The organism is Coleofasciculus sp. B1-GNL1-01 (genome assembly GCF_040220235.1).
GTDB lineage: Bacteria > Cyanobacteriota > Cyanobacteriia > Cyanobacteriales > Coleofasciculaceae > Coleofasciculus.
This window is the reverse complement of sequence record NZ_JAVJTO010000044.1, coordinates 62802-76927: the sequence shown is the minus strand read 5'-3', so window position 1 is coordinate 76927 and position 14126 is coordinate 62802. Positions and strand designations below refer to the sequence as shown.

Sequence of the window (14126 nt, the reverse complement as noted above, 5' to 3'; positions counted from 1 at the left end):
CTCGTTCGTAGTCAGGGCTTTAGCCCTAGATTCTGTTGGGTAACAAGCGTCAACCCAACCTACAACTATATAGCGCGATCGCGACGTAAGCAGCGTCAGCCTTCTTAGGTGAATCACCCAACGCCTAAACATTATCTGCTTTCCTTGACATGCTCTCTTGTGATAGTTCACTCAACCCCAGTGCTAACCGTTTCGAGCATGTCATTTACCGGTTTCCCGCGCTTGAGTTTGACCCAGTTAGGTGTGATGGGTTGGTAAGAACAGTAACAAACAACAATATGAGTAGGAGTGTCGGGGGAAGAAAACTGGTGAATCGTGGTGACAACCCAGTCTCCATCCCGACTATGGGTAATTCCGCCTTGTTCTGGATTGTCTAAATTTGTATACTCGCGGATGCGATCGCCTATTTTGGGGAGATGACCGGAACTATCCCATTCTTCGCTGATTATGTCGGTCATCGATCCGGCTGGTAGCAGTTGACGATTTTCCCATCCGGGAGCGCTCATTGTCTCGGTTTTGTAAACAATCCAGGTTTCAGCTTTAACTTTAGTCATAGCGTTCATCTTCAAATGTTGTTTGTTCACCATAGAATACGCAATCAACTTTCAATGTCGGATCGCGTGTTGGCTTGATTTTCTTTAATCTCCACCCATTTCTGCGTTCCATGTCCCTACATTTATCTGGATCAGTTGCTGCGTGAACGTTTTCTTTAGTTGGGTCATAATCCAAGGAGTCACCCGTTCCTGATTTAATCATTGTTTTCCTTATCCTACTGGCTCGCAAACGGTAACACACCATAGCGGCATGGTAATGGGTACAAGGGCGCACGTCAGCAAAGGGCGCACGTCGGTAAAGGGCGCACGTCGGTGCGCCCCTACGGTGACAACGGCTGTCCGCGTACAATATCGATCGCATGACTTAATCCATCGTTATCCATGGGATACATTGGCACAAGATGGGCAATGAGTTGAGCTGAGGTACTCCCCCAACGCTCTTGGGGCATGGGATTTAACCAGGCTATCAGATTGGTCTGTTGCTTAATTTGAAATAATACCTCCGTCGTGGCTCGAATTCGCTCTAACCGCCGATATCCCCGCGCCGCCCCTGCATCGCTGACGATGAAAACACTGGTGTTATTATCACAGGTGGCTAACACCCGCTCCAACAGGACAGGTTGGGTCAAATAGGGGTCATGATAGACGCTTTTTGCCGGAATATTGTGAAAATAGCTAACATCCACTTGCCCAATCGAACTTTCATATTGCGCCGTTTCCACCAAGTCACGGGTAAAGCGATGGAAGGGTGTCATTGACCCATCTTGGTCGATTAACAACAGCAAATGAGCCGCATTCCGTTCCCGACGCCGATAAACCGGGGTGAGAAAAAATCCCTGACGCGCCACGGTTTCCACTGTCGCCCGCTCATCCACAACATCCTCTGGACCATCTAGAATCGGACGGCGCAGATAACGCCAACTATACACCATCGCACGGCGGGAAATGGGTCTATCGGTTTGTAGTTGGGGGGTATCTTCCGTTTCAACCGGGGTAAAGGGAGCGCGAATCGGCAACGGCGCTAACTCTAGAGCGGGTTGGGGTTGCACGGATTCTACAGGTTGAGGTGAGGGAGCGGCTAGCGGTTTATCTTGGGGTTCTGGTGAGGGTTCCGGTTTAGAGGTGCGGCGTGGTGGTTTCGGTTCCACCGTTGAGGTGTCTGCGATTACCGATTCCCAAATGAACTGAAACTGGCTTTGTTCGGCGCGGGAATGACACCAGAGTAATGTTAACACCCGTTCGAGTTCTTCTAAGCTACTTGACCCATAGCCCCCTTCAATTGCCTCTAGCGCTGCCCGATATTCACCCACACCCAAGTTGAATCCGCTTTGGCGTAAGCGGTTAAATAGGCGAGATAGGATGGGCTGAATGGTATCGTTTTTCACATCATGTAGAGACGTACCATGGCACGTCTGTCGTCAATTGTCGGGGTGAGTTTACCCGTTTCATTGTAGTGCGTTAAGCGAAGCCATGCCGCAGGCTTTGCATCTTGCTCGCTACCCATTGCGAGAAGAGAGGGCGACCCAAGCCTATTGAGTGGATTGGTGTTGTTAATTGATGCAACGGGTCGCCCCTACAGGGTTGATTTTTACCTATCGTTTTTAGAAAAATGGTGCGTTACGCTACCCTTCGGGAACGCTGCGCGAACGCTAACGCACCCTACGATTTTGCGTATACATGACATAAGATAAATGACCCTACACAGCATAGTTTTGCCAATCTGCCCGCAGCTTAAATAACAATTCCCGATAAGGAAGCCGCTTCTCCTTGGCTAATTTTTCCGCCTTATAGGGCGTCTTTTCAAAGGTTTGCAGTGCTTTCAACCAATCTAAAAATTCACTCGTTCCGGGAAGCTTGAACAACCCTCCCTCCTGACGCACTTGAATAAATCGTTCTGTTGCCGTCTCCACTAATTCCCTCGCCGGAGCCGTCATTTGCTGCATCTGGTAGTGAATCGCGACAATTTCTTTTAAGCGCTCTTGACTGGGAAATTCAACAAAATAATATAAACAACGGCGTAAAAACGGTGCAGGTAAATTCCCCTTTTCCTTATTACTGGTAATCATCACAATAGGCGGATAATCAGCCTGAACTTTTTCCCTTGTCTCCGGAATCGTAAATTCCCACGGCTCATCTAAAACCGCAAGCAAATCATTGGGAAAATCAATATCTGCCTTATCAATTTCATCAATTAAAACCACCGCCGGACAGGATTTCAGAATAAACGCTTTCCCCAATGCGCCCAATTTGCGATAGTATTTGGGATTACTGGGATTGCGGCTTTGGTCACTCTTGTCCAGCGTCTCTAACTGCTGAATCTGGACATCATGCAAACGTAAAATAGCATCATAGTGATAAAGACCCTCTTGAGCTTTACTCGTCGAACGCACATCCCAACGATAAAATGGTAATCCTAATTCATAGGCTACCGCACGAGCCAATCGCGTTTTCCCACACCCGGCTTCTCCTTCTAATAATAACGGTCGCCGCAAATAAATTGCCAAATTTACCGCCTGAATCAATTCATCCGGGGCAATATACGGTTCAGGGGTTTGGGGAGAATCCGGATGAGCTGATTTCGGTCGAGCGTTAGGATTCCCTTGAAACTTATATTCAGTGGTCGAATTCATGACATCAATTCCCTCCAACTCCGAAAGCCCGAGTCAACTCGTTCATAAGGTAACTATAAACATCAATCGGTCTACCTTGGCTCACTTGGTAAACCATACGAGACATCTGCTCAATTTCCCTTGGCGTCCGCCCTATATTAGGCGTCGCCAAACCGGAGTATCGATATAACCAAGTTCTGATTTCTTTCTCCGTCCAGTTGCCTAATTTTAGTTCAATAATCTTCTTGCTACTCAACTTACCCCCTTGACAAAATAGAGCGGGAGACCGACAAGTTTGAGGAATTTTCGTCTCCACCACCATAACGGTAACAAATTTAACCAAGGGAAGGTCTTGGCGAATTAATGGTAAGCGGCTGATTAAAGGAATCCAGAATTGAGGAATTAACCAGGCTAAAAAGTCAGATTGGCTATCCAGGGAGAAGAGTCGAATCTCCAGAAATACGGTGCTGTCAATTTGCAAAGAGTTATAAATTTTATCGATTAGGCGTTGAGTCGCGACTTCTACCGGACTGGTATTATCTTCCAGGTTAAAGCTAGCCCCCAAGCGCTGGATAAAATCTGTGGGATTCGGCTGTTCCCAGGCGGCAAAGCCGACCGCACGGGGACTCCACACCCCTTTATCCTTGAGAGAAGTTTTAATCTTTTCCATGCACCACTTTCCACCCATGGGATGACAATTCTGGAGTAAGAAAAAGACAGCGCCCCCTTTTTCGCCAAAGTGGTCAAAAATGCGATTAAACAGTTTACTGGCTTGAGAATAATTAATCTTAGGTAAATGGTTTTCCCAGTTCTTATAATTGTCGTTGTAAGTTGTATTAGATGACTGACATTGATTCAGTTGGGCTTCCACCCTTTCCATCTCATGAAATACATCCTCTGCTTGTCGCTTAAGCTGATTGCGATCGGCTTGATTTTGGGTGTAATTTAATTGCTGATATAGACTCTCATAATCCACTATTAATTGGTCAAGCCGAGCCTGAAGCATCTTTTTCTTAGTGCTTATGGCATTGGTCATTGATCATACCCAATCTGACATTATTATAGAACCATTTTTTCCTAGATTGTAGAGACGTTGCCTGCAACGTCTCTACCAACAGGCTGGTCGAAATACAGGGAATAGAAAATTTTAATTCATGATTCATAATGCATCAAGTACGTTGGCGACTTCGGTCATTTCCTGCTCAAGAACATCACACTGTCGTTTAATCATGTTGCGCTCAGCGGCATTTGATGTATAATTCAATTGATTATAAGTATTTTCATAATCAGCTATTAAACTTTCCAAAGTTTTCTGTCGAGTTCTAGCTTTTGCTTGCTGAACTAAACTCAATGCGGGTTTAGGTTTCATTGCCGTGTGAACAAATTGACCGAGCATCGACCAAGCTTGACTCAACACCTTTGTGGGAATCATAAACGCTGCCTTAACCCCATCCCGTTGTCGTTCCGCCGCCACCGCCATCCCGACAACTCCCGACAAGGTTTCATCCCACACGGGCGCACCACTAAAGCCCGGTTCTACTCGATAACCGGGGACATTAACCGCTTCCATTTGTATCCATCCATTGCCTAATTCCCCGCGCAGTACCCCTGTCGCCCAAACGCCATCAGGATGTCCACTGGGAAAGCCAAACACCCGTACTGAATGTTGCCAAACATCGTCTGCTGTAACCAATCGCACAGGTTGCACTCCCGGCGGACATTTATCCTCCAACTTTAATCCGGCAATATCTTCTCCAGCTACCGCAGGATTCACGGGTTGCCAAAACTCTACCCTTGCTTTAATTTTCTTTCCCGGTGCAATTAAAGGAAAATCTAGATCAATCAAACCCGTTGGCATATCGGGAGTATTTGGGGGAATTGTCAGCGCTTGAGCTACCAGATGGGCGCAGGTTAGCACATAATTAGGAAATACCAGAAACCCTGCCCCAACCACAACTCCATTGGCGTGGGATATGCGAATAATCCCGGTTTTAAAGGCATTTAGGTAAGCGGAGTTATCTGCCATCGCGTTTCCTTGACTGAGACTGATTCCACTTCAATGTAATTTCATAGCTGACTTCGCCGCCGACTGAGGTAAAGACTGCCCCTGCATCAGCGGTTAACTTTAGTCCAAATTTGACTTCCACTTCATCGGCGGGCGTGTTGAGATCGTTTAGTTTAGAAATAATTTTAGAGGCGACAGGCTTAATCGTATCTAGTGCTTGATCAAAGGAACGTTGGGCTTTGAGGGCTAAACGTCCTGAGGGTAACGCGACTCGTTCAACCGCCGTCGTTTCGGGTTCATCTACCTCGACTAAGAACGTAGAGTCATCGTCTAGGGAAAATTCAACGAGTTGTTTCAATGTTGACCTGGGAAATGGTGTTTTATCTGATTTTATCAGGCAACAGGTAACAGGCAACAGGCAAGAGCCGCCAAGGGATAAGGGGGGTTTCTGTCCTCGGATTTGGTATAATTCTCTCACCTTCCCCAATCCCCCAAAATTGTACCAGTGGAGAAATCTTGATTACTATTAAGTCTGGGAAGTTAAACAAGGTAACGCCATGACAATAACCATCTCCCCAGATCAAATCGATCGGATTGTGAGTAATCGACACCATGATCCCTTTGAAATTCTTGGGTCTCATCCCGTTGAACGGGAGGGTAAAACAAGCTGGGTTGTGCGGGCTTACCTGCCGAAAGCCGACGCCGCTTGGGTGATTCGTCCCACGGAACGGGAAGAATACCCGATGCAGGCTGTCAGTCATCCTCATTTATTTGAATGTGAGATTGAGATACCGGAATTAGCCAACTACCAACTGCGGATTAAAGAAGGCGAACATGAACGAGTCATCTATGACCCCTACGCCTTTCGTTCACCGCGTTTGACAGATTTTGATATTCACCTATTTGCCGAAGGCAATCATCATCGCATTTACGAAAAATTGGGTGCTCACCCTACAGAATTTAATGGCGTCCAAGGGGTTCACTTTGCCGTCTGGGCACCCAACGCCCGTAATGTTTCCGTTATCGGTGATTTCAATAACTGGGATGGACGCGAACATCAGATGCGCCAACTGGGGAACGGGATTTGGCAACTGTTTATCCCGGAAATTGGTGTCGGAGAACACTATAAGTATGAAGTGAAAAACCACGTCGGACATATTTATCACAAATCCGACCCCTACGGCTTTGAACAGGAGATTAGACCCCAAACCGCGTCAATTGTCAATAGCCTAGACTACACTTGGCACGACGAAGACTGGCTAGAACGGCGTCGCCATACTGACCCCCAAGAACAACCCATTTCTGTTTATGAGGTTCACTTGGGTTCATGGTTGCATGAGAGTGCCGAGACGCCGCCCGAATTCCCGGATGGGGAAACTCGCCCCGTGGTGAAAGTCTCCCAGAAACCCGAAGGACGCTTCCTCACCTATCGGGAATTAGCCGATCGCCTAATTCCTTATGTCAAAGAACTGGGATTCACCCACGTCGAACTTCTCCCCGTTGCCGAACACCCTTATGATGGGTCTTGGGGGTATCAGGTTGCCGGATACTACACCTGCACCTCCCGGTATGGCACGCCTCAAGACTTGATGTATTTCATCGACCAATGTCACCAAAATGATATTGGCGTGATTGTGGATTGGGTTCCGGGTCATTTTCCCAAAGATACTCACGGGTTAGCCTTCTTTGATGGTACGCATCTTTACGAACATGCTGATCCCCGCAAAGGGGAACATAAGGAATGGGGAACCTTAGTCTTCAACTACGCCCGGAATGAAGTTCGCAACTTTTTGGTTGCCAATGCCCTGTTCTGGTTTGACCGCTATCATATTGACGGGATTCGCGTGGATGCGGTGGCGTCCATGTTATACCTGGACTACGATCGCAAAGATGGGGAATGGGTACCGAATCAGTATGGGGGTAACGAAAACCTAGAAGCCGCCGACTTTTTGCGCTATCTGAATTATCAGATATTCGGCTATTATCCCGGTATCCTCTCCATTGCTGAAGAATCCACCGCTTGGCCCCTCGTCTCTCGTCCCACCTATTTGGGCGGCTTAGGCTTCAGCTTCAAGTGGAATATGGGCTGGATGCACGATATGTTGGATTATTTTGCCAAAGATCCCCTGTATCGTCCCTACCACCAAAATAATGTCACGTTCAGCATCATGTATGCCTTCAGTGAAAACTTTATGCTGGCGCTATCTCATGATGAAGTCGTCCACGGAAAAGGCAACCTATTGAGTAAAATGCCAGGAGATGACTGGCAGAAATTTGCCAATCTCCGCTGTTTATATGCCTACATGTACACCCATCCCGGTAAGAAAACCCTATTTATGGGCATGGAATTTGGACAACGGAATGAGTGGAATGCTTGGGCAGACTTAGATTGGGGCGCGTTGCAACATGAACCCCACCAACAACTGAAGCGATTTATGGCGGATTTAAATCACCTATATAAAAGTGAACCCGCCCTCTATAGCCAAGACTTTTCCCATCAAGGGTTTGAGTGGATTGACTGTAACGATGCCGACAATAGCGTCGTCTCATTTATTCGCAAAGCAAAAGACTCGGATGACTTTATCGTCACCGTCTGTAACTTTACCCCTCAACCTCATCCCGACTATTGGGTGGGTGTCCCCGAACCCGGTTTCTATGCGGAAGTCTTGAACAGCGATGCTGAAGATTACGGCGGTAGCAATATGGGGAATATGGGGGGTCGATGGACAGGGGAATGGTCTCATCCTCGCTGGTCTTATTATATTGACTTGTGCTTGCCACCCTTAGGCGTTTTAATTCTGAAATTAGATCGGAATAAGTAGTCGGAGAGAGTCATTAGTCATTAGTCATTTGTCCTTTGTAAAGGTTTAACTGGACAGTAGGCGCACGGTCATGTAGCCTTACCCAAAAACCCTCTGCGCCCCTCTGCGCGAACCTCTGCGAACCTCTGCGTTGAAAAATCCTGCCACCGCTTACAGGATAAAAACGAATCTTTTGTTAATCAATAACCAGGGAAACATGACAAAAACTGCAACCAAAAGAACACCCATCACCTTAATCGCCGACGAAACCCAAAAACTCCTCGATTGGGCAGATAGCGTTCAACAATCCAACGACACCATATTTCACAAAGCCAAAACATTAGCCACCCGTCTCGGTGCCCATTATCGTGCCGATGGACTTACCGAAATAGGCTTCTGGGCACCGGAATTAGGGGCAGATATGTTCCAACCCAAGAACATTTATCTAGAAGTTCTCACCCCCCTGAACAAAATTGACCCCACCTTACCCAACCAAAAGGTCAAAGTTCATCGGGAACACCTGCAACTAGAAAAACACGGCGAATATTTCTGGGGCGTCGTTTCTGGAATGCGTCCGGGAACCAAAGACCAGATGGGTTCCTTCTATTGGCTAAAATACTTAGATTTCCAGAATGAAATCCAAACCATTGGCGATGTTTTAGCCTATTCCTTACCTTACGGTGTTTACGCCCCCGCCGAAGTCTATGACCTGAATCAGTTGCAAGAAAAACGTAGCGACTTGGAGTATTTAGGTCAAGGGGACGCCGATGAATCCGGGATTATTCGCGTTCATCCACCGCGTAATATTTTACAAATTCATATTACCACCGCCGCTAAAGAAGGAACGCTAGCCGGATTAACCCGTATCTATCAACGGATTGCGGAAAAAATTAACGCCAATGACGCTTTAACCCCAGCCGAACAATGTTACATCGGCTATGACGCGGTGCAACTTCTCCCGATTGAACCCACGGTAGAATATCGGATGGAACATGAGTTGGGACAAGGTTTTTTTATCTTCAATGAAGATGACTTGGATGAAATCGACCCGGAAACTGAACAGGTAGATTACGAAACTGAGGACATTAAAATCACTCTGAAAAAACCGGATATCCAAAACTGGGGTTATGATATCGTTATTTTTGGGTCTTCAGCGACCAATCCCTCTGTCCTGGAAACCTTGCGCCCGGATGAATTAGTGGAGTTTATTAGTACCCTGCACACCTTCCCCACGGGTCCAATCCAAGTCATCTTTGATATTGTGTATGGTCATGCAGATAACCAGGCGTTAGATGTCCTGAATGGGCGCTTCCTCAAGGGACCGAATATGTACGGTCAAGATGTAAACCATCAAAATCCAGTTGTGCGGGCTATCTTATTAGAAATGCAGCGGCGGAAAAATAATTTTGGCGTTGATGGGATTCGCGTAGATGGTGCCCAAGATTTCAAGTTTTTTAACCCCTTATCCGGGCGAGTCGAATATGATGACGCCTACCTCAAAGATATGGGCGAAGTGGTGCAAGACATTGGCTCACATCAGCGGCGACTGTTTGCTATTTTTGAAGATGGACGCCCCTGGCCCGCTGAAGGGTGGGAAGAGATTTCCACCTATCGGGATATTGTTGAATTTATGCCCGATGCATTTCAGTGGGGTCCGTTAATCTTTGCCCATAATACCCCCGGTTTGCAGAAGTTTTGGGATAAGAAATGGCGTCGCGTCTGTGATGTGATGCAGGTTGGCGAAAACTGGATTACTGGCTGTGGAAACCATGACACCTTACGCCGAGGAACTCAGGTAGAACCCGGATTACCGATTAATTGGAATTTGGGGAAAAGTTTACCGGAAGTGTTGAATACGGCGTATAATAATCCGGCGGTGACGTTATGGGTGTATGGGTTTAGTCCCGGTTTACCGATGGACTTTATTAACTGTACCCTGGAATCCGCCTGGGGCTTTTTCCGCAATACCGATGATCGCTATGGGGTAAAAGTGGCGGCGGAAGAAGCCGGATTTTTGGATTGGCAGGTGGAAAAATATGTTTACAATGACCAAGACACTATTTTCCCCCGGCTGAAGCAAATGGGGTTCCGCAAGATTGATGAATTACGTCAGTTTATGCGGGGACTTTATGACGCCATTGAAGAAACGAATTATGATTTAGAAGAAGTGGCAAGTTTATGTCAGCGTTATCTGGGGGCGGAGTCAGAGAAAGAAGACGTTAAACAGGAAGCAACCCAGCGGAAATCAGCGGCACAATTACAGAAGCTAAATGTACCAGAAAAATCCCAGGTATTAACTGAGTTAGATGTCGGGAAACTGAAGGTATTTGCTAGGGCGTTTATGGAAGATATGCACCAAGCTTGTAATGTATGGAATTATGAGGAGTATTTGGTGCCAGAATTAGCGGCGTTTAATTTAACCCTGCGGCGTTTCCGTCATGATCATCCCTGGCTGCGGCATAATTTATCGGGGTTGGATCGGTTTAATCGAATTAGTGAGGATAACTATACCCTTTTCTATGGCTTACGCACACAACCGACAGAGGAGGGGGCGAGTGATCAGCCGTATCAGATGGCGATGGTGTCTCACATGGGTGGTGATCCAGTTACCGTGACGCTGGGAGACTGGCTGCAACTGGATTTGGACGAATGGCAGATTGCGATCGCCTCTCCGGGATTGGAGGTGAGTGATCTGCGATCGTTTGAGTTGCGAGATACTCAGGCGTTGCTATTAGAACGAGTCAGACATTAGATGAGATTAGGGCACGATAGTATCGTGTCCCTACCGAATCAATATAATCTGCCTATAGTAACCGGATTCAGGGAGATAAGGCAGAGAATCTAGAATCCGCGATCGCATCATGATCGAGTATAAGTTTTCCTGTAGGGGCGACCCGCTTGCCCAAATGAACAACGGCGTCCACTCACTTTGATCGGGTCGCCCTTTACTCAACCCTTTGTCTTAGAAAGTGTTGCTTGAGAGTTAGATGTTTTCCTGATATAGGGTTGATTGAATCAGGGCGCACAGCGGCGTCATCAATCAGGGCGCATGTCTATGCGCCCCTACGTTCAGATGTGATATCTCCTGAAATCTTGCACCATTCCAGGGCTTCACCGCCTCTTGCCAAAACTTATCCTGAAGTCGATTAACTTCATCTGGAGTAAGCTGATTGAATAATGTCTTACTCAGGATTTTAACTACGCATCGCTCGCTTGGTGGAATGGCAGGCTCATTAAGGCTGGTGGGCAATGCCCACCCTACGGTATATCAGGGGTTTCGGCGATTCCCAAATGTAAATTTTCAGTGCCATCGCTTTTAGGTGCGATCGTGGGCTAAATCGGAAACAATCAACCAATCACCAATCTATGAATTCAGTGTGGCAACAGGTTACTCTATCGAACTTACGTTTCTATCAGTGGCGCGGCGCTAGCTATTTATATCGCGTCGTGGGATTGCTGCAAGCTTGGCGGCGGGGAAGTTGGCTGCTTCAGTGGGCGGAACCCTTGGGCGCGTTGCTTGTGGCGATTGTGTTTGCGCTTGCGCCCTTTGTCTCTACCGCCCTCATCGGCGTGTTGTTAATTGCTTGTGCAGGGTTTTGGCTACTGCTGACTGTCTCGGATGAGAGAGAACGCCCCCAGGTGACACCGATTCATCTGTTGGTGTTACTGTATTGGTCAATTGCCACTGTTGCCACAGCCATGTCCCCGGTGAAAGTGGCAGCCCGTCAGGGGTTGGTGAAACTAACGCTATACTTATTACTCTTTGCGCTAATGGCACGGGTACTCCGATCAACCCGTCTGCGTTCGTGGGTAATCGGCGTTTTCCTGCATATTTCGTTAATTGTTAGCGTTTACGGGATACGACAGTGGTTTTTCGGCGCAGAAGCGTTGGCAACCTGGACTGATACTAATTCGGCGGCGGCGGATTTGACGCGGGTTTATAGCTATTTGGGGAATCCGAATCTATTAGCGGGTTATTTGATTCCGGCTGTGGCGTTGAGTTTAGCGGCGGTGTTTGCTTGGACGAGATGGCTTCCAAAAGCGTTAGCTTTAACCATGTTTGTGGTGAATTCCGCTTGTCTGGTTCTTACGTTTAGTCGCGGCGGCTGGATTGGGTTTGTCGCCTGTCTGTTTATCTTCTCCGTTCTGGTCGTGTATTGGTATAGTATCCAATTACCAGAAAAATGGCGTTCTTGGGCAATGCCTGCGATGCTGGGGAGTTGTGCGGCGGTAATTATTCTGGCGGTGCTATTTGTTGAACCGGTGCGAGTGCGAGTGGCAAGTATTTTTGCGGGGCGGGAAGATAGTAGTAATAATTTCCGGATGAATGTGTGGGCGGCGGTGATTGATATGATTCGCGATCGCCCGATTATTGGTATTGGTTCGGGAAATGATGCGTTTAATAAGATTTATCCCTTGTACCAACGTCCTAAATATACCGCGTTGAGTGCCTATTCTATCTTTTTGGAAGTGGCGGTAGAAACAGGTTTTATTGGCTTGTTTTGCTTTCTCTGGTTACTTGTGGTTACGGTAAATCGTGGTGTACAACTGATCAACCGACTCCGCACCCTGCGAAATCCTCAAGGCTTCTGGTTAATTGCCGCGATCGCTACCATGGCGGGAATGTTGTCTCATGGTTTAGTGGACACAGTTTGGTATCGTCCTCAGGTGAGTACAGTATGGTGGTTGATGGTGGCAATTATTGCCAGTTATTATCTGCCGCCTCAATCAGGTTCTCCAAGCGGAAGCCATGCAATATATTCCCCATCTAGATGACTATATCGACCAAGAAATACTCAAGCGCAAAAATCAGGACTAAATTCAAGCGGGCGCACGTCAGTGCGCCCCTACAGTTTTTGTGTATCTGAAAACATCATATTGAAGCATTTTACGCCCTGAATCAAATCCGTTTACCCAGAATCCATCGCAGTTCCACCACAGGTTTTTCCACTGAAGGAACTAATATATTCCCCCCTGTTGCCCAGTTGCAGAATTGCTCGGTTAATGTTCCTGTTTCCGACAATTGATGTTCACGTTCGTACTCTAAAAAGGATTCATTAGAAATGAGCTGAAGGGGTAATCCTTCCATAGCACTGGCTAAGTCTTGCGGTGTAAAGAAAGAAGTCCAGTGGAGTTGAGAAATCTGTCGAGTTAACGGATCAGGTTCGTAATCGTCTTGACATAGAAAAATAGCAAAGAGTAATAGTCCTTCTGAACAGAGAACATCGCACATTTTGACTAAAAATAATCGCAGTTGCTCAACATCTCGACAATGAGCAGCAATGACTTCTACACCGATCGCGAAACGATAATGCGCCAGAGGCATTCTCACCAGTGGATCAAGGATATCACCCACGGTAACGTTAATTTGTCCAGTTGAGGCGGCATTTTTTAACCGTTCAACAAAGGTTGGGGATAACTCTAACGCATCGACTGAATAACCCTGTCTGGCTAAAGCCAAGGTATGGCGACCTATTCCCGCACCGACATCTAACACCGTTACCGTTGTCGGATCTTCAAACTGTGCCGCTACTTGCATCACTTTCGCATTTGGCTCAGATCCAAACAACAAAGGCTGTCGGGAGTCAACCCATTTCTGATACTCCTCGACAACTGATGCAGCCAGTATTGATGTTTTGAACTTGTATCCCTCATTCGTGGGTTGGGAGGGTTCGTATTTCAGACGCAATCTGCTATGGGGAGAAATCCGAAATCCCTCGACCAGATTCTTGGCAATCATTTGACCCACTTGCTGCAATTGTTCCTGGCTAAAACGAGAATCAATCGCCTGAAACAGCGCCCCTATCCGCCAGATGTAATACTCGGTTAATGCTGGGATACAAGGCATGACCATTTCGCCATTTGCCAACACCGATTGAATAAAATCGTCAAACAGGGTTTTTTGGAGAATGCCAGGATCGGTGACAATAGGCGGTGGTGGATTCTGGGGGGGTGGGTTTTCGGATGTGATCATGGCTCATCGGTGCTAGGCTATTTGTCTTTCCACTCTTTAAGCTTAAGTAAGCTCAAGCTTACTACATTAAGGGCTTTTAACCCGTTTTAACGGGTTTGAGCTTTAAGAGGAGAACTTTAGTTCAGGGCTTAAGGAGCGTGCCATTCCACCTAACATCGTTGTGGTACGAAAATGTCCGAATCT

11 protein-coding genes are annotated in these 14126 nt (G+C 47.1%); 3 read left to right on the top strand and 8 right to left on the bottom strand.

Going from position 1 to position 14126, the window contains the following annotated elements; translation table 11 throughout:
* Positions 1–167: 167 nt before the first annotated feature.
* The 7 genes from RID53_RS10090 to RID53_RS10060 form a co-directional block, all read right to left on the bottom strand.
* A complete protein-coding gene (locus RID53_RS10090; protein ID WP_446387977.1) occupies positions 168–554 on the bottom strand; it encodes a hypothetical protein in 387 nt (128 codons plus the stop codon).
* Positions 547–756 (bottom strand): hypothetical protein, encoded by a 210-nt coding sequence (locus RID53_RS10085; RefSeq protein ID WP_044206711.1) that lies wholly within the window; start codon positions 754–756, stop codon positions 547–549. The genes RID53_RS10090 and RID53_RS10085 overlap by 8 nt, the downstream gene beginning before the upstream one ends.
* A 118-nt stretch (positions 757–874) precedes the next feature.
* Positions 875–1939: a VWA containing CoxE family protein gene (locus RID53_RS10080; protein WP_446387976.1), complete on the bottom strand. Its 1065-nt coding sequence runs from the start codon at positions 1937–1939 to the stop codon at positions 875–877.
* A 312-nt stretch (positions 1940–2251) separates the two neighbouring features.
* Positions 2252–3184: an AAA family ATPase gene (locus RID53_RS10075; RefSeq protein WP_446387975.1), complete on the bottom strand. Its 933-nt coding sequence runs from the start codon at positions 3182–3184 to the stop codon at positions 2252–2254.
* 4 nt (positions 3185–3188) lie between these two features.
* Positions 3189–4199: a hypothetical protein gene (locus RID53_RS10070; protein ID WP_446387974.1), complete on the bottom strand. Its 1011-nt coding sequence runs from the start codon at positions 4197–4199 to the stop codon at positions 3189–3191.
* 123 nt (positions 4200–4322) lie between these two features.
* On the bottom strand, positions 4323–5189 hold the full coding sequence (locus tag RID53_RS10065) for a trypsin-like peptidase domain-containing protein (protein ID WP_446387973.1): 867 nt from the start codon (positions 5187–5189) through the stop codon (positions 4323–4325).
* Complete coding sequence (locus RID53_RS10060; RefSeq protein ID WP_446387972.1) at positions 5179–5526, bottom strand: CU044_2847 family protein; 348 nt, start codon at positions 5524–5526, stop codon at positions 5179–5181. The genes RID53_RS10065 and RID53_RS10060 overlap by 11 nt, the downstream gene beginning before the upstream one ends.
* Positions 5527–5725: 199 nt before the next feature.
* On the opposite strand from RID53_RS10060, the gene glgB reads away from it, so the two are divergent.
* The 3 genes from glgB (at position 5726) to RID53_RS10045 (ending at position 12745) form a co-directional block, all read left to right on the top strand.
* Positions 5726–7990, top strand: a complete 2265-nt coding sequence (gene glgB / locus RID53_RS10055; RefSeq protein WP_446387971.1) for a 1,4-alpha-glucan branching protein GlgB — start codon at positions 5726–5728, stop codon at positions 7988–7990.
* 196 nt (positions 7991–8186) lie between these two features.
* The gene (gene gghA / locus RID53_RS10050; RefSeq protein WP_446387970.1) at positions 8187–10721 is read left to right on the top strand and encodes a glucosylglycerol hydrolase; all 2535 of its coding nucleotides are present in this window, start codon (positions 8187–8189) and stop codon (positions 10719–10721) included.
* A 614-nt stretch (positions 10722–11335) separates the two neighbouring features.
* Positions 11336–12745, top strand: coding sequence for an IctB family putative bicarbonate transporter (locus tag RID53_RS10045; RefSeq protein WP_446387969.1), 1410 nt, complete (start codon positions 11336–11338; stop codon positions 12743–12745).
* A 124-nt stretch (positions 12746–12869) separates the two neighbouring features.
* On the opposite strand, the gene RID53_RS10040 is transcribed toward RID53_RS10045, so the two are convergent.
* Positions 12870–13943 carry a class I SAM-dependent methyltransferase gene (locus RID53_RS10040; protein ID WP_446387968.1) on the bottom strand — a complete coding sequence of 358 codons (1074 nt, stop codon included), beginning with the start codon at positions 13941–13943 and terminating at the stop codon, positions 12870–12872.
* Between the last annotated feature and the right edge of the window lie 183 nt (positions 13944–14126).

What these genes read in the sequence shown, in the direction of transcription:
- RID53_RS10090 (WP_446387977.1), bottom strand. Translation starts at nt 554, where the DNA reads ATGACTAAAGTTAAAGCTGAAACCTGGATTGTTTACAAAACCGAGACA.
- RID53_RS10045 (WP_446387969.1), top strand. Translation starts at nt 11,336, where the DNA reads ATGAATTCAGTGTGGCAACAGGTTACTCTATCGAACTTACGTTTCTAT.
- gghA (WP_446387970.1), top strand. Translation starts at nt 8,187, where the DNA reads ATGACAAAAACTGCAACCAAAAGAACACCCATCACCTTAATCGCCGAC.
- RID53_RS10065 (WP_446387973.1), bottom strand. Translation starts at nt 5,189, where the DNA reads ATGGCAGATAACTCCGCTTACCTAAATGCCTTTAAAACCGGGATTATT.
- RID53_RS10070 (WP_446387974.1), bottom strand. Translation starts at nt 4,199, where the DNA reads ATGACCAATGCCATAAGCACTAAGAAAAAGATGCTTCAGGCTCGGCTT.
- RID53_RS10085 (WP_044206711.1), bottom strand. Translation starts at nt 756, where the DNA reads ATGATTAAATCAGGAACGGGTGACTCCTTGGATTATGACCCAACTAAA.
- RID53_RS10075 (WP_446387975.1), bottom strand. Translation starts at nt 3,184, where the DNA reads ATGAATTCGACCACTGAATATAAGTTTCAAGGGAATCCTAACGCTCGA.
- glgB (WP_446387971.1), top strand. Translation starts at nt 5,726, where the DNA reads ATGACAATAACCATCTCCCCAGATCAAATCGATCGGATTGTGAGTAAT.
- RID53_RS10040 (WP_446387968.1), bottom strand. Translation starts at nt 13,943, where the DNA reads ATGATCACATCCGAAAACCCACCCCCCCAGAATCCACCACCGCCTATT.